The organism is Thalassobacillus devorans (genome assembly GCF_900176565.1).
GTDB lineage: Bacteria > Bacillota > Bacilli > Bacillales > Halobacillaceae > Thalassobacillus > Thalassobacillus devorans_A.
This window is the reverse complement of sequence record NZ_FXEH01000006.1, coordinates 422,788-445,028: the sequence shown is the minus strand read 5'-3', so window position 1 is coordinate 445,028 and position 22,241 is coordinate 422,788. Positions and strand designations below refer to the sequence as shown.

At 42.2% G+C, this 22,241-nt stretch carries 17 protein-coding genes and 2 pseudogenes; 4 read left to right on the top strand and 15 right to left on the bottom strand.

Translation table 11 applies throughout. The features are described 5' to 3' along the window. Positions 1–121: 121 nt before the first annotated feature. The 4 genes and pseudogenes from B9Y67_RS13080 to B9Y67_RS13065 all read right to left on the bottom strand — a co-directional run. Complete coding sequence (locus B9Y67_RS13080) at positions 122–3,268, bottom strand: glycoside hydrolase family 97 catalytic domain-containing protein (protein ID WP_139823803.1); 3,147 nt, start codon at positions 3,266–3,268, stop codon at positions 122–124. A 172-nt stretch (positions 3,269–3,440) separates the two neighbouring features. Beyond that, a complete protein-coding gene (locus tag B9Y67_RS13075) occupies positions 3,441–4,262 on the bottom strand; it encodes a carbohydrate ABC transporter permease (protein ID WP_085507137.1) in 822 nt (273 codons plus the stop codon). Next, positions 4,263–5,147: a carbohydrate ABC transporter permease gene (locus B9Y67_RS13070; protein ID WP_254901858.1), complete on the bottom strand. Its 885-nt coding sequence runs from the start codon at positions 5,145–5,147 to the stop codon at positions 4,263–4,265. Between the two features lie 230 nt (positions 5,148–5,377). Then, positions 5,378–5,692, bottom strand: a pseudogene (locus B9Y67_RS13065) (carbohydrate ABC transporter substrate-binding protein); the annotation flags it as partial. Positions 5,693–5,860: 168 nt separating this feature from the next. On the opposite strand from B9Y67_RS13065, the pseudogene B9Y67_RS13060 reads away from it, so the two are divergent. Then, positions 5,861–6,022: pseudogene (locus B9Y67_RS13060) on the top strand (helix-turn-helix domain-containing protein); the annotation flags it as partial. On the opposite strand, the gene B9Y67_RS13055 reads toward B9Y67_RS13060, so the two are convergent. The 5 genes from B9Y67_RS13055 to B9Y67_RS21035 form a co-directional block, all read right to left on the bottom strand. Beyond that, a complete protein-coding gene (locus B9Y67_RS13055; RefSeq protein ID WP_085507135.1) occupies positions 6,012–6,155 on the bottom strand; it encodes an AraC family transcriptional regulator in 144 nt (47 codons plus the stop codon). The pseudogene B9Y67_RS13060 and the gene B9Y67_RS13055 sit on opposite strands and share 11 nt — an antisense overlap. 43 nt (positions 6,156–6,198) lie before the next feature. Next, a complete protein-coding gene (locus tag B9Y67_RS13050) occupies positions 6,199–6,894 on the bottom strand; it encodes a response regulator (protein ID WP_085507134.1) in 696 nt (231 codons plus the stop codon). After that, the gene (locus B9Y67_RS13045; protein ID WP_085507133.1) at positions 6,872–8,341 is read right to left on the bottom strand and encodes a sensor histidine kinase; all 1,470 of its coding nucleotides are present in this window, start codon (positions 8,339–8,341) and stop codon (positions 6,872–6,874) included. The genes B9Y67_RS13050 and B9Y67_RS13045 overlap by 23 nt, the downstream gene beginning before the upstream one ends. After that, positions 8,338–9,333, bottom strand: a complete 996-nt coding sequence (locus tag B9Y67_RS13040; protein WP_085507132.1) for a sugar-binding protein — start codon at positions 9,331–9,333, stop codon at positions 8,338–8,340. The genes B9Y67_RS13045 and B9Y67_RS13040 overlap by 4 nt, the downstream gene beginning before the upstream one ends. A 300-nt stretch (positions 9,334–9,633) precedes the next feature. Next, complete coding sequence (locus B9Y67_RS21035; RefSeq protein WP_254901800.1) at positions 9,634–10,359, bottom strand: hypothetical protein; 726 nt, start codon at positions 10,357–10,359, stop codon at positions 9,634–9,636. Between the two features lie 146 nt (positions 10,360–10,505). On the opposite strand from B9Y67_RS21035, the gene B9Y67_RS21150 reads away from it, so the two are divergent. Further along, positions 10,506–10,715: a hypothetical protein gene (locus B9Y67_RS21150; RefSeq protein WP_369668760.1), complete on the top strand. Its 210-nt coding sequence runs from the start codon at positions 10,506–10,508 to the stop codon at positions 10,713–10,715. Further along, positions 10,658–11,551: a M14 family zinc carboxypeptidase gene (locus tag B9Y67_RS13030; RefSeq protein WP_369668759.1), complete on the top strand. Its 894-nt coding sequence runs from the start codon at positions 10,658–10,660 to the stop codon at positions 11,549–11,551. The genes B9Y67_RS21150 and B9Y67_RS13030 overlap by 58 nt, the downstream gene beginning before the upstream one ends. A 139-nt stretch (positions 11,552–11,690) precedes the next feature. On the opposite strand, the gene B9Y67_RS13025 is transcribed toward B9Y67_RS13030, so the two are convergent. From B9Y67_RS13025 to B9Y67_RS13005, 5 genes are all read right to left on the bottom strand, one after another. Continuing rightward, positions 11,691–14,822: an alpha-mannosidase gene (locus B9Y67_RS13025; RefSeq protein WP_085507131.1), complete on the bottom strand. Its 3,132-nt coding sequence runs from the start codon at positions 14,820–14,822 to the stop codon at positions 11,691–11,693. A 32-nt stretch (positions 14,823–14,854) separates the two neighbouring features. Continuing rightward, a complete protein-coding gene (locus tag B9Y67_RS13020) occupies positions 14,855–15,697 on the bottom strand; it encodes a carbohydrate ABC transporter permease (RefSeq protein WP_085507130.1) in 843 nt (280 codons plus the stop codon). A gap of 1 nt (position 15,698) precedes the next feature. After that, entirely contained in the window at positions 15,699–16,622 is a 924-nt protein-coding gene (locus B9Y67_RS13015) for a carbohydrate ABC transporter permease (protein WP_085507129.1), read from the bottom strand. 14 nt (positions 16,623–16,636) lie between these two features. Further along, complete coding sequence (locus B9Y67_RS13010; RefSeq protein ID WP_085507128.1) at positions 16,637–17,917, bottom strand: extracellular solute-binding protein; 1,281 nt, start codon at positions 17,915–17,917, stop codon at positions 16,637–16,639. 325 nt (positions 17,918–18,242) lie between these two features. Beyond that, positions 18,243–19,388: a GntR family transcriptional regulator gene (locus tag B9Y67_RS13005; RefSeq protein ID WP_085507127.1), complete on the bottom strand. Its 1,146-nt coding sequence runs from the start codon at positions 19,386–19,388 to the stop codon at positions 18,243–18,245. Positions 19,389–19,697: 309 nt separating this feature from the next. Between B9Y67_RS13005 and B9Y67_RS13000 the strand changes: the two genes are divergently transcribed. Further along, on the top strand, positions 19,698–21,260 hold the full coding sequence (locus tag B9Y67_RS13000; protein ID WP_085507126.1) for an IS1182 family transposase: 1,563 nt from the start codon (positions 19,698–19,700) through the stop codon (positions 21,258–21,260). Between the two features lie 158 nt (positions 21,261–21,418). On the opposite strand, the gene B9Y67_RS12995 is transcribed toward B9Y67_RS13000, so the two are convergent. Then, a complete protein-coding gene (locus B9Y67_RS12995) occupies positions 21,419–22,108 on the bottom strand; it encodes a carbon-nitrogen hydrolase family protein (protein ID WP_085507125.1) in 690 nt (229 codons plus the stop codon). Positions 22,109–22,241 lie beyond the last annotated feature (133 nt).

The window sequence follows — 22,241 nt, the reverse complement described above, 5'->3', positions numbered from 1 at the left end:
CTGGGGGTCAGGCCTTTTTTCAAACATTAAATGATTAGTCTGCCTCTAAAAAATTTTATTGCCCCTAATAAAAAAATCTCCTTCCTTACTAGAAATCTAGCAGGAAGGAGATTTTTTCACTTTATTCTTCTATAGGCAGTACCTCTATCGGGTCAACAGGACCTTGATAGAGTCCTCCGCCACCACCCGCGTCAAATACACGGATGCTAATGACATTTTCTTCCCCGTACTTGATTGTTTCAGCAGGAATGACATATTCTCGATCCCAATCCCAGGCCGAAATCATTCCTTCTTCCCCTTCGCCGGTCGGAAATTCACCGGATTGGGCAACTTTTTCACCATTTACATAGGTAGCGTCGACATCATCTATTCTACCCAGTCTGACTTTCAGCGAATGTCCTTCCCATTCGGACGGGATCTCGATGGTTTTCCTGTACCAACCATATACATTGTCATCATGGTAATCCGAATGGTCTTCCCAGCTGGATGGAAGGGTAACTTCCTGCCATTGGCTGTCATCATAACCTGGTTCTTTCCAACTCATATCGTCACCTTTTTGGAACAGCCAGGTCCCCGCCATTTCAATTACTGGCAACGCTACCGTCTTGGCATCAACGTCTCCAATGGCAACTTGATAGATTCCCGCTTCATCAGGAGCTTGATAGCTGAAAGAAACTTCTGTAGTGCCCCCTCCAGGTCCGGCAGGTACCTCAACTACTTGACTGTCTACAACATCCCCGTTAAAGGTTAATGGCACTTCTGTAGTTCCTGCATAACTTCCATAGTTAGTGACAGTGGCTTCAGTTGTGATGATTTGATCGTCTACGGCAACCTCAAGGTCGCTATAGCTGAAGGTCGGCTCCTTTTCCCTCACTGTAATTGTTTGACTATTGAGGCCTTTGATACTTACCTGATGCTTTCCTATTTCAAATAGTTTATTCGAGCTTAAGGTCACTTCATTTGTCTCCCCAGGGGCGATTCGCACCTTTTCATCAGCTACAGTTTTCCCGTCAATTTGCAGCTCCAATTGTTTACCACCAATAATATTCCCTTCATTCGTGACTTCTACCGTCACATCAAACTCATCATTGGATTGGATTGTTTCCGGAACTTTTGTATATTCCATGGAAAGAACCGGTGCTTCATATTCTGGCAGCTCTTTTACGTTTTCCTCATCAGCAGGGTAAATTCTTACAGCATGGCCACCACCTGCTGCCATCGAAGCTGTCAGTGTATCCTTGGAATCAACTATCACCTTGTCGATGGATACTGGTGTAGGATTTGATTCTAAATCAGCTTCGGGTCCATCTGAATATATTTCAGCCACATATTTCTCTCCGTTGTCTAAGAAATCAAGTGCTACATCCAGGTCTCTCGCTTGTTCATCGGTTATACTTCCGATATACCATTCTTCTCCACTGCGGCGGACAATCGTAGCATAATCCCCTATTTCCGCATTTGGAACTTTAATATCATCCCATGTGACCGGTACATCTCTGATAAACTTGAATTCTGGCAGGATATTGCCTTCTTCATCTTTATAGTTCTCCGGCAAGTCAGCGGCCATCTGCGTTCCAGTGGTGATGGTTACATAAAGTGCCAGCTGTTTGGCACGTGTGGAATGTACCCTGGTGTCCGCATGAGAAATTTCAACGTCAAAGATACCTGGCGTAAAATCAATCGGTCCAGCCATCATTCTGGTAAACGGCAGAATCGTATCATGCTCTGGCGGGTTGTTTTCATCCCCGAACGCTGCATATTCCATCCCCATTACACCTTCACGACTCATCCAGTTTGGATACGTACGTTCCAGACCAGTCGATTTGATAGGCTCATGCGTATTAATCATAATTTCATATTCGGCTGCTTTCTTAACGGCATTATTATAGTGGTTCACCATATATTGTCCATGGTGTTTTTGTCCTTCCGGGTTGTGAATGCCGTGATCGGCGACATACCCACTCTTGATCGCATGAATTCCGAGATCTTGATATAAACTGTAGGCATCATCCATCTGCTCTTCGTAATTCAAAATATCTCCGGACGTTTCATTATGCATGATATAGGAAACATTTCGATCTTGCGCATACTGGACGACTCCTTCTAAATCATAGTCAGGGTATGGTTCAGTAAAACTAAACAGATGACCATTATCTATCCAATTACCATCCCAGCCTATATTCCAGCCTTCAACTAAGAGACCAATATTTTGATTTTCCGTGTCGAGATAGTTATGAGCAAAATCGATATATCTTTTAGCGTTCTCGGTTGTGGCTCCATGTTTCTCTCCTGATGACCAGGTTGACTTACCACTAATCATTTCCCACCAGACACCGACATATTTCATCGGCTCAATCCAGGATGTATCCTCGATGGCGGATGGTTCGTTGAGGTTTAAAATCATATCCGATTCAACAAGATCTCCGGCATTTTCACCGATTTCAATCGTTCTCCACGGTGTCTCGACCGGCAGGCTGTCTTTTTTCACTTTTACCTCACCGTCAGGCCATGGTGCCAGATAACTCTTCAGTGTATTTTCTTCATTATCCACCGCCTTCAGTGCCATTCCGGAATAATCGATAAGAGCAGCTTCGTGGATAGTTAGGTGGATGCCTTCCGGTGTTTTCATGGTAAACGGTGTGCTTACTTCATCTACTTCACTCAAAGGTGTTTGATTATAATTATATTCGTAGCTGTCCCAGTCATTCTCGATCCACCAGGATGTATTATTGCTGGAAAACCGGAACTCCGTCTCCTCTGAAGTAATTTCCAGGTTTTCATCTAGATTGTCTTGTTCTGGCAACTCATAACGGAAGCCGACTCCATCATCATACACCCGGAAAATGAGGTTCATCTTCCGATTCAGATTACCCTTTTCCTGCAGATAAACAGTCATTTGCTTGTAATGGTTTTTGATTTTTTTCTTTTCGCCCCATACAGGCTCCCAATGTTCATTGAAGTTTTCTATGGAGGTGTCAACGATCTCAAAGTTGCTATCCAGAGGAGCTTGCTCTTTGAAGTGAAATCCTAAGGAAGAAGGCTTAACCAGGCTCGTACCTTCATAAGCGATTTGATATTGAGGTACTCCCTCATCTGTCAGCTGGAAATCAACATTTACCTTTCCATCCGGGGAGTGAACCGAAGTTTTTACTTTCTTATTATTATTGGTGCCTGATTTTTCTGGACCATTGGCCCAAACCAGGCTGGCAGTTAACGATAACATGATGACAAAAACAAACAGCCCTAGGAAACTTTTTTTAATAGCCATGATTTCCTCCTTTTTTTATAAAAGTTATCTAGTGTTAAACACTGCCCCCCTTTCTCACCAAATTAGATAACGCTTTCATGCATTCTATCATGGTGAGAAGGGGGGATAAATTCCTATCTATCTTCATTTTTTTGTCCTGGTCTGTACTATTTTGTCATAGAAACTGAGCAATTTATCCTTTCACAGAACCAGCCAACAGCCCTCTCACAAAAAATTTGCCTAAAAAGATGTAGACAAGCAATGTCGGTAATGCTGCAAGTAATGCCCCGGCCATCTGGACGTTCCACTGGACGATCTGGCTGCCGGACAAGTTCTGCAGGGCAACCATAACTGGCTGCTGGGCTGAAGTTGTGATTGTGACCGCGAACAAAAATTCGTTCCAGATGTTCGTAAACTGCCAGATGCCGACCACCACGAAACCAGTGATCGAGAGCGGGAACATGATATGCCGAAAAATACCAAGGAATCCAGCTCCATCGATTTTCGCTGACTCGATCATGGAATCGGGGATGCTGGCATAGAAGTTCCGGAACATCAACGTTGTGATTGGCAGTCCATAGACAACATGGACGAATACCAGACCGGCGATGGAATTGTACAAGCCGATTTCACGCAAAAATTGAATAAGTGGAATTAAGATACTCTGGTACGGGATGAACATCCCGAACAATATTGCAGTAAACAGCACATCCGATCCTTTGAATTTCCACTTGGAAAGCACATAGCCGTTTAAAGAACCGAACAGTGCCGATAGAATTGTTGCCGGAATGACCAGGTAGAAACTGTTCATCAGGTTAGGCGCCAGCCGTGTAAAAGCAGTAACGTAACTGCTGAAATCGATTGTGGTCGGAAGCTTCCACATATCAGCAAGAGTAACTTCCTGGAGCGGCTTAAAGCTTGTCACCAGCATGACGTAGACAGGCATCAGATAAAATAAAGTAAGCGCAATAAGAATCAGGTAAATGATCGGGCGTGTCAAAGTCCTCACCGCCATTTAGGCGTCCCCCTTTCGACTCGAAATCAGATACGGAACGATGAAAATAGCGACAGACAGAAGCATGATGATTGCAATAGCCGCTCCATTTGCATAATAGTTTCCGCGGAAGGTTGTTTCGAACATATAAACCCCCGGCACATCGGTAACGTAATTTGCGCCAGGGCCTGTCATCGCATAGATGAGATCGAATATTTTCAGGGAGATATGCGCCATGATAATGACGACACTGATAGTAATCGGCCGCAGCATCGGCAATACCACTTTCCAATACACCATAAATTCAGACGCTCCATCCATTCGCGCCGCTTCTCTCACCTCTTCTGGAATGGCGCGTAACCCAGCAAGGTACATCGCTACCGAAAAGCCGGTCATCTGCCATACTGCCGCAATAACAACCGCAATAAGTGCCACTGGAATCCCGAACTCAATTTTCCCCCATTCGACACCAGGGATTATCGTCGTATCGGTGTACCATTTCGATTCCAAACCAATTTTGCTTAAAAACAGGTTCACGCCAGTCGAAGGGTTCAGTAACCATTGCCATACCACACCCGTAACAACAAACGATAATGCCATCGGGAAAAAGAAAATATTGCGGAATAAAGATTCCTGCCTGATTTTCTGATCCAACAGGATTGCCAGGGTAATTCCGACAACGATGACCGCTCCAATAAAAAATAAGGTAAAAAATAATGTGTTACGTAGATCTGCCTGGAAACGGTAGTCCTGGAACAGGTTCACATAGTTTTCGATTCCCGCAAACGAAAAGTCGGGTACCAACGTATTCCAGTTGCTCAGGGACACAAAACCTGTCCAGCCTATGAAGCCATAAACGAATATACCAAGCAGAATAACGGACGGCGCTAAAAATGCCACCGCCATCCAGTGGTCTTTCGTTACCGCTTTTTTCTTCTTTTTCTTTTCGGATTCTACTTTGTATTCTGTCTCAGTTGAATGATCCACAGAGGATCGTGCTGGTTCCATCGTAAAACCTCCCTCTACTCAGATGAAATATCACTCGGCTTGTCGCCAAGTCCTTTTTGCCTAAAGCTTTAGTACACTTTTGTAAAATAAAATAAAGGGGGAAGAGTGTGACCTCTACCCCCTTCCGGTTATTTTAGTTCACTTGCTGCCTGCTCTAATGAGTCGATGAACTGTTCGGTATTCTGTTGTGTTACGAAGATGTTCACCGCCTGATTCACTTTTGTCAGGAACCCTTCTGCAGCAGCGGATCCGTGAGCAAGACTCGGCGCCAGTTTTGCTTCATTAAAATCCTCAATCGTTTCCTTGCCATATTCATCATACTTGGAAACGTCCGCATCTTTGCGGGCTGGAATCGATCCTTTCAACGTGTTGAAAGCATCCTGTCCTTCCACAGAACCAAGTACGCTCAAGAATTTTTTGACATCATCAGGATTTGATACACCTCACCCCCATGATATATTTTAAATGATAGCGGTTTCATAAATATTCTTTAGGGGGTTAGTTTGTAATTGAATAAGAAGAAGTGGACGTTTGTATCGCTTATGTTTGCACTAATATTGGCGCTTGCAGCCTGCAGTGACTCAAGTTCTAATGAAGCTGACGGAAGCAGTGTGGGCAAAGCAAAGGAACTGATGAACGATCCGGTTCATAGCCTGAAAGAGATTTGCTTCAAAGTTGGTTACAAGGATCCGAATTATTTCAGTCGGGTGTTCAAGAAAAAGGTGGGAAGAAGCCCGAATCAATACCGGAAGCAGGCGCAGTTTAAAAAATAAAAAACATTCTTGTATTATGTATTACGCGGATACCGGTCAAATATTCGATGAAAGTAACACCTTTCTTTTCTTTGAACAATTTACTAAGGTAATAGGGACTAAGATCCACGTGGGCAGCTACTTCTTCAAGCAGTAAAAGAAGATTTCGGGTGGACGGAAACTCCTGGCACGGACGGTCAGTTTATGGTAGTCACCGATACATTAACCGGCAGCTTTTCTTCATGGTTAGGACTGAATAATTGAACATCTTTCGAGTGGTTTCTAATATACTCTTTCACCCATGCAAAACTCTTATCCCGATCGTTCGCCTGACGAAAATCGATTACCATCGCATAGCCGCAGGTTATATTGATATCCAACAGCTCACTCCATTCTGTCAAGTCAAGGTCCTGCATGTGATCGACCAGCATAGATAGCGCCCACTCGGATTGCATGAACTTCAATGCTTTATTGAATTGACGTTCCAGGTACTGCTTTTCAGCCACCTGACGACTCTCTTCGACTATTTCCCTTTCCACCCGCCGTACCGCCGCGACGACTTCCTGTTTCCGGCTCGGCTTCAGCAAGTATTCTTTGACACCCTGCTGCATCACGTTTTTCGCATATTCAAATGTATCGAACGCCGACACCATGATGAACCGTGTGTTCGGTAAATTTTTTTTGATTTCCGTGACCGCTTCCACCCCATCGATGCCCGGCATCTTAATATCCATTAGAATGATATCCGGTTCGGCTTCAAGCGCTGTCTCGATCGCCTGCCTGCCATTAGCGGCTTCGGCAACCACATCAGCGCCAGGACATTCATTGGCAATTATCTTTTTCAAGCCTTCCCGCTCAATCCATTCATCATCAACCGCCATGAGACGCAACATAGTGATCGCTCCTCTGCCTCACATAATAAGGTAATTTAAATCGCACAGTAGTTCCCATTTCCAATTCGGATTCAATATCGATTTCACATGCTCCTTTATAAAAAATTTCCAGCCGTTTGATGACATTACGCATGCCAAGACCGGTCGAATGACCTTTTGAGGTTAATTCATTCCTGGCGCCATCATCCGAATCCAACAATTTCTTTTTGACGATATCATCCATGCCGGCGCCATTGTCCCATACTTCAACGACTACCTGGTTGTTCTCGTTATATACGTTCAACCCGATTTTTGCTTCCTGTTCATATCCTTCAATGCCGTGAATAAAGGCATTTTCCACAATCGGCTGCAATGTCAGAATTGGAATTTCGATATCCAAGCACTCCTCCTCAATGGCTGTCTCAAAGTTCACACGATCACCAAACCTGGTCTGCTGGATAAAAAAATACTCCTTCACTATGTTCACTTCATCCTTCAAGGTGGATGGTTTATCCAGGGTTCCCAGGTTATAGCGCAGCAGTGCCGAGACCGATTCGATTAAACTGCTCGTCTTATCGGCATCCTCCAGATAAGCCATCTTATTGATGGTATTTAATGTATTGAAAAGGAAATGAGGATTGATCTGGCTTTGCAGACTCTTCAGCTCCATTTCTTTAAGAAGCCTGTCGAGTTCCGACTGGTCCTTGATTTCCTTGATCAGCTCGCGGATATTTCCCCTCATCCGATTGAAGGTATCTCCTAATAATGCCATCTCATCATTGGTCCGTACCTCAACATCCTCACCGGAAAAATCCCCTTTGGATATTTTCCTGGCAGATTCGGACAAAAGCCTGATCGGTTTCGTTAGCCCTCTCGAAAACCAGAGAGCTGCCAGCAAACTCAAAATTATCGTAGAGAAGAACAGAGAAATTCCCATCGCTTGAAAGTAGAAATTCTTCTCTTCCATCAGATGATAAAAATCCTGGTAGCCGGTAAGCTCACTGTTCAACAGACTCAATGTCGTATCCTGGATATATTGGGAAACCTGCGAAGCTTCATTCAAGTGGAACGAATAGACATTCAAGTCCTCTTCGTGGAAAGCATCAATCGTAAGCTCGCATTCTTCCAGGAATGTATCAATCAAATTAAAATAATTCGTGACCATCAGTTGGTTCTCTGCATTTCCTACTTCTTCGAACAACCGTTCTTTATCTTGCTTCAGCTTCGTACTGGCTTCTTCATAATTTACGAGGAATTCCGGAGATTTTTCTAAAATATAAGCATTCATCTCTTCATATACAGTGGCTGTTTCCTGGGAAATCTGATTAAGTATGATAAATCGCTGGAAACTGTCATGGTATTTATGTATGGTATGCTGGCTGTTTTGATAAAGGTAAAACGTGACCCCATTTACTAACAGAACAAGGAGGACAACAAATATCATGATTTTCGTCCTGATGCGTTTCATTGGACCTCCGCCTCAATCATTTCATTCCTATTTAATGGCAGGTCACCTTGCCGGATTACGCGCGTTTCGGTATGGTTGATCGAATCGACAGCTTTCCCCTCCAGCACCTGAACCATCGCCTCGATACTTTTGTACCCCATTTCATACGGCTGCTGGATTACGGTCGCTTCAATTTTTCCTGCTTCAAGCAATTCCAGCGTCTCTGGTAAAATATCAAAACCGATGACATACGTTTCCTGTGACTTTCCCATATATTCCAGCACTTCTGAAATGCCAAGGGCATCGAGTGCGCTCGTCCCGTAAAAAGCATTGATCTCTGGATGTTCCTGAAGGATTTTATAAGTCTTTTCCGCAGCTTGTATTCTTGTAATCTGGGAAGCCTCGATTGCAATGATCTCGACACGATTTTGCTCCCTTATTGCATCTTTGAAACCTTGGACTCTCAGTTTCTGGTGATTCGTATCGAATTTTCCGGTGATGATGCCGACTTTTATTTCTCCTTCCGTGTCGGCGAGCAGTGCCTTACCAGCCAATATCCCCGCATAATAGTTGTCTGTCCCAATATAAGAAATACGATCGCTTTTCGCAGCATCCGTATCAACTGTCATAACAGGAATCCCTTTTTGCACCACTTTATTGATGAGAGGCGTAAACTGTTCCTCACTCAGCCCCTGAGTAAGGATTCCATCCACTTTCGCTGCCGCAGCCATATTTATAGATTTCAGATGTTCTTCCTGATCCGCCTGCTTCGGCCCGGTATATTCCAAGGCTATGCCGAAATCCCTGGCCGCAGCCCGAGCCCCCTTTTCAACCAGTCGCCAATAATCATTATTGATTTCTTCGGGAATGAGAACAATGTGATGCCGGGGGTATGAATAAGCCTGTGTTACAGTGTCAGGATTTATACTGAAAGCTTTAATAGAAAAATATAAAAAGACCGAGAAAACGGTTACAAACATGATAAAAGCCGCACCATAAAACAAACGAGTCATCTACCTCTCCTCCCTTCGTATAATGTAATAGTTTAGCATATTTGATCGAATATTTTTCAATTTTCTTACTCTTTCACTGGTAAAATATTTATAAAACTTGGCGTATGCCAAGTCCTTATGGCGAACACTTTAATCCTTCAACAAGGTTAAACGTTCTTAAAAGTATAAAATGCTCGGAGCTTACCCTCCGAGCATTTCCTTTGATTGCAGGTATTAATCTCATCGTTATAACAAAAAGTTGAAAAGAGTTCCTTGATTGTGAATCGTGCACCTCCCTGCAAACATGTACTTTTACGAAAATTATTCCAAAGGAACCAATTTCACCCTTGCAGCAGTCTCCATAACATCTCCTTCAGACGTCCAGAAGATATATTCCGTTTCGCCAAAACTCCCATCCCCTAAGATGGTATTTACATCTGCATAACCGGAACTTCCATATATGATAAAATTGCTTCCTTCCCCTATTGGGACAGCTTTGTATCTCCCTTCCGGAAAATCCTGACCAACGAGGTATTGCCCGGCTGCGAATTCCTTTGGCTCCTCTCCAGTTTCTACTATTATATTAGTCAGCCTTTCAATCTCGCTTTCTAAGTCAGACACTTCTTTCTTTTTACCTTTGATGGTGGAATTAAAGTCATCGATCTCTTTCTGGAAAGTGGATAGCTCCTGTTCAGCTGCATCGCGTTTTTCAATGATTTTTACCGCTTCGTCATACGCTTCTTTTTCCTTTTTATAATCAGCCTTCACTTTATCCAGCCTTTTCTCTGTATCCCGAATCTCTTCTTCGTTCTCCGACACCTTCTCTTCCTTCTCTTCAACTGCCTGCTCTACCTCTTCCTCCAGATTTTCAAGCTCTCCCTCCGCTTCACTGATTTTGTTAAGCAATTCGGAAAGGGTTACTTTTGAATCCTGGAAGTCGCCTTTGGCCTGGGTAGTGCCAACTCCATAAAATATGGAGGCAATAAGGATAATAGCTAAACCAACCCCAGTAACTTTTGCTGTTTTCGATTTGAAAAATTCTTTCACCTGCTCTCCCCCTTTTATACTGTCATTATATTCCTGATCTCTATGACCAATTACCAATAGCTCACTAAGACCATTTTCATAATTAGGTAATAAGAAAAGGATTCATGTGTTTTTTGTCGAAATGTGTAAACAAAGGAGGAATATGTATGAAAAAACAACTAGCAACCATCGCCTTATCCGGCACAATCCTAACCGGTGGAATGATGGCTGACATCCCAAAAGCCAAGGCGGCAGGGAACGGACCAGACTACCAGGGTACGAGACGATCAACACTTCCATCCTGCATACATACACGGAAATGGTGGACTTCCTGGAAACACAAGAGAAAAAACAGGCAAATATGGAGCTCGAAGTGATCGGGGAAACGGTGAAAGGACGGGACATGCATATGGTGAAGTACATGCAGAATCAGGACAACCCGACCATCCTCTACATCGCCCAGCAGCATGGGGACGAGGCGCTAACGACGGAAGGTTCACTCGAATTCATCAAGCAGCTTGGCACGGGGAAGACAAAAGGAATCTTAGAAAACGTCAATCTCCTGATCATCCCGATGTATAATGCCGACGGTGCAATGGGAGATGTCAATTATGAATTAGAAGATTACGCAGCAAAGGGCGAACGTCACCTGACTCGTCTGAACGCGAATGAGGTAGATCTGAACCGCGATCATGACGCCAAGACACAGCCAGAAACACAGGCACTTCATGAAAATGTCCTTCAAAAATATGATATCGATTATATGATCGACCTTCATCATCAAGGAGCACAATGGATAAAAGACGATAAATATGTATCCGGCGCTATCTTCCCTTCTCACCCTGACCACACAGCACCGGATGTATTTCACGGATCCCAGCAACTGGGCGCTGTCGTCTACGATGCAATCGAACCAAAAGGCTGGGGGCATCTCGCCAACTATGCCGGAAAAGGGTCCGCTTTTGACAACGGCATCAGCGTCTATGGACTCGCCCATGATTACGACATCTCCACTCTGCTTTTTGAAATGCGAGGAACGCAGGACAATGCCAACGACTTTGAAGTACTCGGTCAAAAGAGTAATGGATACCTGACGAAACAGGCAGTAGTAGCAATGGATGCAGCAGCCAAAGCGATTGCTGATGGAAGCATTCAGGATAAGGGTGTTTCTTTCTGGGATGACTTGCCGGTACAGGAAGAGAGACCGTATTAATTAGTAGTTCTTGAATCCTTTGTACTATTATTATTTGTGAATAAATCAATCTAAAATAGTGCCTGCTCCAATAATGATGGAACAGGCACCATTTTTTATTATAGAAATGGTTTCACTAACTTAAACACTGGCAAGACTTTTAATTACTTCCGAACTTAACTTTGAAGGTCTTAATTTCATAAGGAGAAACCTTACACTCGATCACACTGCTTTTCACTGTCTCACCAACAGGTTTTTCCATTAGATCACATTCCGTCCATTCTAAAATAGCAGCATCACTTTGCAGCTCTAATACATTTCTCTTCCCTGCATATTCATGAACTCTTACAATCACTTCATCACTCTGTTCTGCTTTTTTGACGGCATCCACCATGACATTATCTGTTGAAGCTGCAAACAGAGAAAAGTCCTCTTTTTCTGAAGTGCCTTTAACATAGGAGAGCGGATTGTTTAAGTACCATGCTTCTTGCACTGTTCCTCCCTCGTACCAGTCACCACTATGTGGATATAAGGAATAGGTGAATTGATGTTTCCCTTGATCTTGCTCAGGATCGGGATGCACAGCAGATTTGATAAGGGAGAGCCGCATGGCGTTGTCTTTGATGTCATAACCGTACTTACAGTCATTCAGAAGACTGACCCCATATCCTCGTTCTGATAGATCCGCCCACTGATGCCCAACCGACTCAAAGCGTGCATAATCCCAGCTGGTATTCCAGTGTGTCGGGCGTTTAACATTTCCATATTGAATATCATAAGTAGCTTCTGGCGACCTTACCTCTACAGGGAATTTAACTTTTAACAGCTGGTTGTGCTCATACCATTCTACATTCGTTTTGAAATCAATTCTACGATTCGCCGCATAAACGATCATGTCTTGTTCGATGGCAGAACCTTCATATGTCCACTTGAATGATATGACTGAACGAAGTGGTCCAATCTCTTTGATTGTAATCTCTTCTACTTGCTCAATTTGTTTGTATTTTTCCTGGTAAAATAAATCAATATCCCAGGCATCGAAATTTAAGGGCTTGTCTTCAAACACTTGGAATACATTGCCCGGATTGCCATCTAACACATGGCGCCCATTTTCCAAGTCATAGATTTTTGTAAGTTGACCTCGATCATTCCACTCAATCTCGTAATATGGTGTGGTTATACTATTTTGACCAGTAGTGAAAACATCCCCACTTGCCTTACTCTCTTCCGATTGTTCAAAGATAATCGTAGTATATCCAAGCGAAGGTATACCTTTAACCTGAACATACCAGCAGCCATCTTCCTGTTGAGCTTCCAAATCATCTCCTTGATGTGTCTTCCACTTCCCGGTTTTATTAGCTAAGCCTTCGATACAAACTGTATTGGATTGAGTCCATGGAGAAGAGTTGAACACGATATAGCTGTTTTCGGCTTCACCTGATAAAATAATGTTTTCTTGTGTCTCCCTGACAGTATTAGCAAGTTCATCTGCAATTTCGTATTCTTCCCTGCTATCTTCATACACTTCTCGTATCGATGAACCTGGAATGATATCATGGAACTGGTTACGCAAAATAATCTTCCAGCCCTCATTCAGCTTTTCTTGAGATGCCCCATCCCATTTGTTTGAGATGAGATACCCGAGAGTGCTCAGCCACTCAGCTTCACGGTAAGATAGCTCCATTTTTCTGTTCATCTTCTTATTATAAGCCTGGCTCGTATAAGTTCCCCTATGGTACTCAAGATACAATTCTCCATCCCAGGTATGAACATACTGGTCACTTTCCTCCACCTTATCCTTTAATCCAGAAAAGTACTCGTCCACTCGGCCTGTTGTAACATTCGGCATACCTGGTATTTTGTCTAAACCGCGGCGCATCTCCAACATTTCCCGGTTAACGCCGCCTCCCCCATCCCCATATCCGTAGGATAATAGTAACTCCTGATTCAATGGTTTATCTTTGTACTCATCCCATATCTCTTTGACAGAGGGAGCGTCTATCACGCCATTATACGTATAAAAATCACTATTATTATAATCTGGTGTGGTTATAAAGTGAGTCAGTATTTCCGATCCATCGATTCCACGCCAATAAAAGGTGTCATGGGGCATCCGGTTGTATTGATTCCAGCTTATCTTCGTTGTCATGAATGCTTCGATCCCAGACTTTTTCAAAATCTGAGGAAGAGCCCAGGAATAACCAAACACATCAGGCAACCATAAATATTTGAAAGCTGGGGCACCGAATTCTTCATCAAAAAATGTCTGTCCTTTCAGTATCTGTCTGACTAAGGACTCTCCAGAGGGAATATTCGCATCAGCTTCCAGCCACATCGCTCCCCCTGCTTCCCATTTACCTTCTCTGACTTTTTCCTTTATTCCTTCATATATGTCTGGATAGTCATTTTTTATATAATCATACAATTGGGGTTGTGTCTGAAGAAATACATAATCAGGATACCTCTCCATCAATCGTAATACAGTAGAGAAAGATCTGGCGCTTTTTTCCCTTGTATGTCGAAGCCTCCAGAGCCATGCCACATCGATGTGGGTATGTCCGATGGTACGGACGGTTACCCCCTCCTCCGTTTTCAGTTGCTCAAGCTCTGATTGCAATAGCTGGTTCGCTTCCTCGATAGAATTATAAAATGCTAAGTTCCCAGGATTCGCCCAATCAATCAATTTAAATGTTCTATCTAAAATTTTTAATAGTTTTGTTCTATTTAAATCGCTTTCAGGCATAACGTTGATTGATTCTATTGCTGCTTTTGCGGTGAAATATAGAAGGTCTGTATTATCATCCAGCCACGCTAATTCCGCTTGTCGGATTTTATGTTCTTGTTCCAAGTGTCTTCCTTCCATCCCATCCAGTCCGGACCATAATCTAAAATGCAACGTCAAGTCTTGATTGATATGTTCCTGGGAGAAAAACACTTCTGTATGGTTTGTATCCACACCTTGGTAAGGACTTCCATCAACATAAAGAAGTGACTCAAAACCAGAGTTGTTCCCATCTCCAGTTTTACCAAAATCAAATCTTCCTAATATCGAACGCCCTTCCCACTCTTTAGGAAACTGAATGGTGGTTTTCAGCCAAATATACTTATCCCATCCCTTCCAATGGTCACCAATCTTTAGCTGCTCCCAATTATCATTTTCTGGAGGCCTTGCTCCCACTTCCCCTTGTTCATCCTGTTGAAAAAATAGATCGTTGATTTTTATCGAATCTCTATAGCGATATTCACTTAATTCACGAATTCTGTTTTCAAGTTTTTGTTCAATTTTAAACAAATCAATTCCCTCCTATGTACATTACTTAATTCTTATCCCTTGACTGCTCCACTTGTCAAAGCACCGACGATAAGCCTTTGAAAAACTACAAACAAAATTATTACGGGGATTACAGAAATCACACTGCCAGCTGCAAGGTAATGAGTAGTGACAGCCTGCTGTGTGGATTGTAGATTCATGACGCCCACTGAAACTGGATATAAGCTTTCGTCATCCAAAAGAATGAATGGAATGACAAATTGTGACCAGCTTTGAACTGCTACCAATATGGTTACTGAAACGATTCCAGGCATACTGGTAGGGAATAATATCTTAGTTATAAACTGCCACCTATTTGCTCCGTCTATGGTAGCCGCTTCATCCAAAACGGCAGGTATGGTATCGAAATACCCTTTCAAAAACCATGTGGCTAAGGGTAATACTACGGATACATACACGATGATTAAAACGATATAGTTATTCAGTAGATTCCAATTACTGAACAGCCGATACAGCGGAATAGATATGACTACAGCAGAAATCATCTGAGTCATTAAGACAGTGATCAGAATCGGTACTTTCAATTTAAATTTAAACCGGGACAATGCATAAGCCGCCGGAACAGAAACCAAAAGTGTAAAAATCACGGTAAAGAAGACAATAATAGCTGAATTCTTCAAGTAATTTACCACTCCAGTGGTCTCTAAGACATATCTATAGTTTTCAAAAGCAAAAGTTTCCGGCATTAAAGTGGGTGGTATAGCAAAGAGTTCTTGTGATGTTTTAAACGACATCGATATAATCCAAAGGAGGGGGAACAAGAAAAACAAGGTAATGACAGCATAGCTGAAATATATACCGATTTTTTTCACCAACGTCTTATTGTGATGCGACATACTATTTCTCCCCCTGTCTTCCCAGTATTTTTAAATAAACCAGTGTCATGATGACATTTATGCTTAATAGAACTACTGAAGTTGCAGCCCCTTGCCCTAAATTAAACTCTCTGAAAATAGTAGTGTAAATACTTAAAGCAATAACTTCTGTACTTTGCCCAGGTCCACCACCGGTTAAAGCCATAACCATATCAAATGTATTAAACGTATCGATTGAAATGATAATCAATGTTACCAAAATGATTGGGGCAAGCATCGGAAGCATCACTTTGAACAACCTTTGCAGTCCGTTAGCTCCATCAATTTTCGCAGCTTCCATGACATCATTAGGCAATGTTTGAATGGCCGCGTATATTAAAATCATGCTGAACGCTGTTCCTCTCCAGACATTTGCGACAATCACTGAAATCAACGCAATAGTAGGATCCGATAGAAACGGTATCAAATCCATTCCCATCATTCCTACTAAACTATTAAAAATTCCCACCTCTGTCTCGGTATACATCACTCTCCAGATAATCCCGATAATAACTCCCGGAATCGCCCAGGCCGTTAAAACGGAGGTCCTGACAATCACCGTACCTTTCAAATCGAGCTTTTGCCCCTGATCGATCAAAAAAGCGATAATGAAACCGAAAAACAACTGGAATACAACACTGAAACTGACAAAGATAGCTGTAATCAGTAACATGCTAAAGAATTCAGATTGACCGAAAAGACGTCCATAGGATTCTGTTGTATAAGAATAGTCCGACCCCAATAAGGAGGCATCAGTGAAACTCAGCCTGATTATTTCAAAGATGGGATAAACAAAGACAAATGTCAGTATAAGCCCTAAAGGTAAAAGCCAGGGGAAGGGCGAATTTACAAATGCCCTTTTCCCTGGTTTGATTTTAGGGGATTTAACACTTTGGAAATTACTCATCGAACCCCCCCTTACTAATTATTTACCGAATTCCACGCGTCATCTAAAGCTTGCTCTGGAGTTTTTCCTCCTGAAATAACTTCCGAGATAGCAATCTGCATCTCTGTAGAAATTTTGCTATATTCAGGTGATGGCGGTCTAGTTTGAGCTTCCTCTAACATTTCACGATATTCATCACTGAATTTAGTTCCTTTATAATATTCGGAATCAAATACAGACTCACGGGATGGCAGGCCACCAAATACGTTATTGAACTCTCCCATGCCTTGATCACTCATATACAGTCGTGCCATCAAGTCAAATGCAGCCCGTTGCTTTTCTTCATCCTCCGTAAAGATCCCCCACGTCCAGCCACCTGCACTGGTAGCATCTGTACCTTCTTCAATTTGTGGAAGTGGCGCTACGTCCCAACTTTCAAATTCTTCTTCACCAATTAAATCTGGAATGACTGTCTCTTGCCAATTTCCACCCAGGAACATAGCCGTTTTTCCGGTAGCAACCTCCTGGTCTAAATCTCCTTCAGCACCATAACTGGAGACTCGTTGAGGAATAGCGCCTGCCTCTGCCGCTTCTTGAATAGTAGTTAAGACATTAAGCATCTTCTCTCTGTTCTCTCCTTCACCAAAGGTGGGGTTACCATCGTCATCGGTCAATTCTCCACCTTGCGCCCAGAAGAGCGGCCACAATGTAGTTACAGACGTCCCTTCACCACGACCGCCTGGCAGCATTAAGCCATTATAGCCCTCTTCCTGAATTTTTGTTGAAACTTCAATTACTTCATCCCATGTACTTGGCGGCTCTGGAATAACATCGGTATCATAAAAAAGTACACGAGTATCTGTGTTCATATATAATCCATAAATTTTACCATCTGGACCAGTTACCACATCTTTGGCAAAGGGCAGGTAGTCGTCTGGGTCTATTCCGTATTCTTCCATCAGATCATCCAATGGCTGCAGATGATCATAGAAGTTAGGCAGTATGTATCCATCTATTGCCGCAAGATCAGGGGCTCTTCCTGACTCGGCTTGTTCCATCAAACGAGCCATTGCTTCATTAACGTTATTAGCCATTACATCGACATTCAGGTTGACATCAGGATTCTCTTCTTCAAACTCACTTACTTTTTCACTAATATACTCGGCATCACTTTCAACTGGTGATTGAGGTGTATATCCAGCTGGAGACGCCCAATTCAAATCAACAGCATCTTCTCCAGAACTGTCAGAACTACACCCCACCATGAAAAATGCCAGGAAAACTATCCCAAAAAGCCAGCGTTTACTTATTTTCATCTCATCAACTCCTCTAATAGTATGGTTTAGCTTAGAAAACTTTGACGACTTCGATTTTCCCTCTACCCACTATGTCCTGAAACTTTCATATAATCAGGGAGTGCGGATTACTTTCAGGTATAAGTTCATTAAACCTCCTTCCGCTTCCATAAAACCGCTTTCAAATAACATAATAATATAAATTTTCTGAAAGGTCAATATATTATATATACCAAATATACTAATCTATTATTCAGTGATTTTCGCAAAGTATAAAAAAACGATGGACGCTCTCTTTACCAGCGCCCATCGCTTTTGTTAATTGCTAATTAGCAGATTTCAATCGTTACTGATTAATCCGCCTCGTTGATTTACCTTCGACAATTTCTCCTGGAAGCTTGACCGTTTCTCTTTTCTGGTCTTGGCCTTTCAACATTTCGAAGACACTTTGCACAGCCATTTTTCCCATTAGCTCCTGGTCTTGCTTAATGTAAGTAAACTTATCCTTTTCTACGGTTTCCCTTGTATAATCAAAGCATAAAATAGAAATATCATTGGGGATTTTTAACCCCATCTGAGCCACAGCGTTTTCTGCCAGCAAAGCAATTCGATATTCAGTGGCGAACAATGCCGTCAATTGAGGGTTTTCCTCTAAATGCTTTCTAATATTACGTATATCTTTTTCAATATCTCCTTTTGTATAATAATCGATCAAAGGAAAAGAAATATCACTCATCAATTTGCTCTTATCAATAGTGATGTTATTTTTTACATGTGCTTCAATGAACCCTTCATACCTTTCTTCCAGAGCAGTGGTATCATAATGGGGAGAAGTTAAAAGGCAGATATTATCATGCCCTAGACGAAATAAATATTCAGTAGCATTTTTAGCTGCCATGAAATTATCTGAGCTGATCGAAACAGCCGGAACCCCTTTTAAGTACCGGTCTACTAACACAATGGGAAAATTATTAACAACGAGTTTGAGTATCTCTTCATTATATTGCTCCGCTTGAGCAGGGAAGATAATGATTCCAGAAACACCGATTTCAATTAGTTTTTTTATTGCTTCTTTTTCCTTTTCAGGATCACCTAATGAGCGTTTCACTACAATGTGACTATTGTTATTCTCTGCCTCCTCCTCAATGCTGTTAAGAAGGTCTGTACCATAATTTGAATCCAGGTTGGGTATCACAAACCCTATTAAATTGGGTTTATTTTGTTTATTGGAAGTTATGTCTCCAGAAACTTTATCATCCGTTATTTCAGCTACAAAAGATCCTCTTCCTGCATGCCTCACTATCAAGCCTTCACTAACTAATTTCTCCAATGACTTTTTTGGCGTAATTCTGCTTACCTTCCACATTTCAGACAATTCTTTTTCAGATGGAATTTTTTCCCCTGATTTATATATCCCTGAGATAATATCTGATTTTAATTTTTCATAAATGATTTCATATAGTGGCTTCTCCAACTTTTTCACCTCACACATAAATAATATAACATGATATACCAATAAAGCAATGCTTTGTTTTACAGGAAGCCACTAACCATCAGCAGATTATTTATGAACTACCACTGTCATTTCTGACATTCTTTTATGTATATGTTCCTGCACCATTTCAAACAAAGGCTCATAAAAAGAGGCTGGGACAAAACCCAGTAAATTAAACGGAAAGTGGTCGGCATCAAAATGATGCCGACCACTTTTTTATGGTTTTCTTTTATTTTCAATAAAGAAAATAAGGACCACCTCTGATAAAATTAAAGTTACCACACAATAACCATCGGAGGTGTCCTTATGTTTAAACAGTATAACATGAACCAAGTAATCTTGCCTATGGATGTGGAAATGAAACTTCAAGATAATGATATCGCCTATGCCGTGCATGAGTTGGTGGAAAGTATTCCGGATGAAGCCTTTTCAGCATTCCTGCGTGACACGGGATGCCCGGCGTATCACCCACGCATGATGATGAAGGTCATTTTATGCGCCTACACCCAATCCGTGTTCTCTGGAAGAAAAATCGAAGGGCTACTCAAGGATAGTGTGCGTATGATGTGGCTGGCTCAAGGTTATGAACCCAGCTATCGAACCATTAATCGGTTCCGTGTCCACCCCGCCGTCAAAGATCTTCTTCGCCAGAGCTTTGTCCAGTTTCGTTCCCGACTGGTTCAAGAAGATATCATTGATGCGGAAGCTATTTTTATTGATGGAACCAAGATAGAAGCAAACGCCAACAAGTTTACGTTCGTCTGGCGTAAGGCCGTCGAAAACTACAGCGACAAGCTAATAGAAAAGTCCAACCAAATGTATGATGAATTAGTGGAAAAGGAAATCATCCCTGAAATAGAAAGGGAAAATCCGGAGGAATTATCGGTCGACGAACTTTCTGATATAGCCGAAACATTAGATGAAAAAGTCGAAGACTTGAACCGGAAAATTGAAGAAAGCGAAGACACAAGTGAACGAAAACAAATTCGTTCCGAACGCAAAGAACCGAATCAGGCCAGGAAACAGTTCAGAGACTTTGCGGCGCGCAAGCAAAAATATGCGAACGACATGGAAATCTTCGGGAAAAGGAATAGTTATTCGAAGACAGACCACGATGCGACATTTATGCGGATGAAAGATGATTACATGAAGAATGGGCAATTGAAAGCCGGCTATAATATCCAAGTTGCGACGGAAGGTCAATACGCCCTCGCTTATGATATTTTTCCGAACCCCACGGATATGCGTACCTTCGGTCCTTTCCTTGATCGGATCGAACAGGATTACTTTGAACTTCCGAACTACATCGTCGCCGATGGGGGCTATGGGAGTGAAGAAAATTATGAAGATGTCCTGGAAAACCGGGAGCGTGAGCCTCTGATTACATACAACTCTTATCGTAAAGAGAAGACGAAGAGCTTTCAAAAAAATGCCTTCCACTCCGCGAATTGGTCATACAATGAAGAAGAAGATTCCTATACGTGTCCTAACGGAAAACAAGTGACGTTCCGTTACCGATCCCAGAAAACCGATCGAAACGGTTATACTCGGGAGTTCAAAGTGTACGAGAGCGAAGATTGTACGGGATGTCCGCTCCGTTCCCCGTGCACGAAGGCAAAAGAAGGGAACAATCGAAAAATCTATTATAATGAAAAGTGGGAGCAACAAAAAAATACGGTGAGAGAGAAGCTTTCGGATGAGAAAACCGGCGAACTCTACGGCAGACGCAAAGTAGATGTAGAGCCAGTTTTTGGATTTCTGAAGGCTAATTTGCGTTTCACTCGCATGTCCGTTAGGGGCAGCGATAACGTTGAAAATGAATTAGGTTTTGCCTTTTTGGCCGTGAACTTGAGAAAGTACACGGCCTGAAACGGAAACCGTCTAACCAATTATGAGATTGACTCAGTAAAAAAGGGTTCCGGTCATCAAAATTCGATAATCGGAACCCTTTTTTTACTATTTTCGGCTAGTTATGTCCCAGCCTCCTTTATCATAACTATCCTGTTATGCATCATGATCTGAATTTTTCAGGTCAGATCTTGATGAACTTTGGCTAATTTATGGTACATATCTGTTTCTATATCTCTAAGGACAGGAAAGAATGGGCGAACACGTTGCGAATGTGTCAAATCAACTTCACCAATGGTGATTCCTTCTTCGGTATAAGAAGCTTTACAAATCTCAGGACTCCCGGGGACCTTGGAGTTTACATCACCAGCACCAATCATACACCCGCCACCCCAGTATTCTGTATCTCCTTCTTTACCTACTAAATTTGTGTAGACCACCGGGATCACATTCTCCATGGCTCTTGCCTTCACAATAGGTTCGAAAATGTCTCGCTCAAAAGAAGGCGAACCTGATATCCCTATAATTAGATCTGCACCCTTCAATGTTAGATAACGAGCCAGCTCCGGGAAGAAAATATCATAACAGATTAATAATCCTATTTTTCCTAGCTTAGTATCAATAACTGCCAGATCTCCGCCCTTTTTAAAGAATCTTCGATCAGGAAAGGCACCCGCTCCACCTTTATCAGTAGCATGACCCGGTAATGTATTCTTTCGCCACCTGCCTAAATACCCTTCAGGTCCTACAATAGCAGCAGAATTATATAATAAACCTGGAATGTTTCCTTTTTCAGGTAACCCCCAAATAATATAGATATTATATGTCCTGGCTAATTCTTTAAAATAATCAGTGGATTGCCTGTTTATGGCATTCTAAAAATGTAAGGTTTGGCAGCTAATTTATGTAGTATAAAAACATAAAAAAAGTCACTTGCCAATCACTCCCAATAACTTTAAACTCCTCGTTGGACCAACAACGTTCGACAGGAGGCTATTAGGA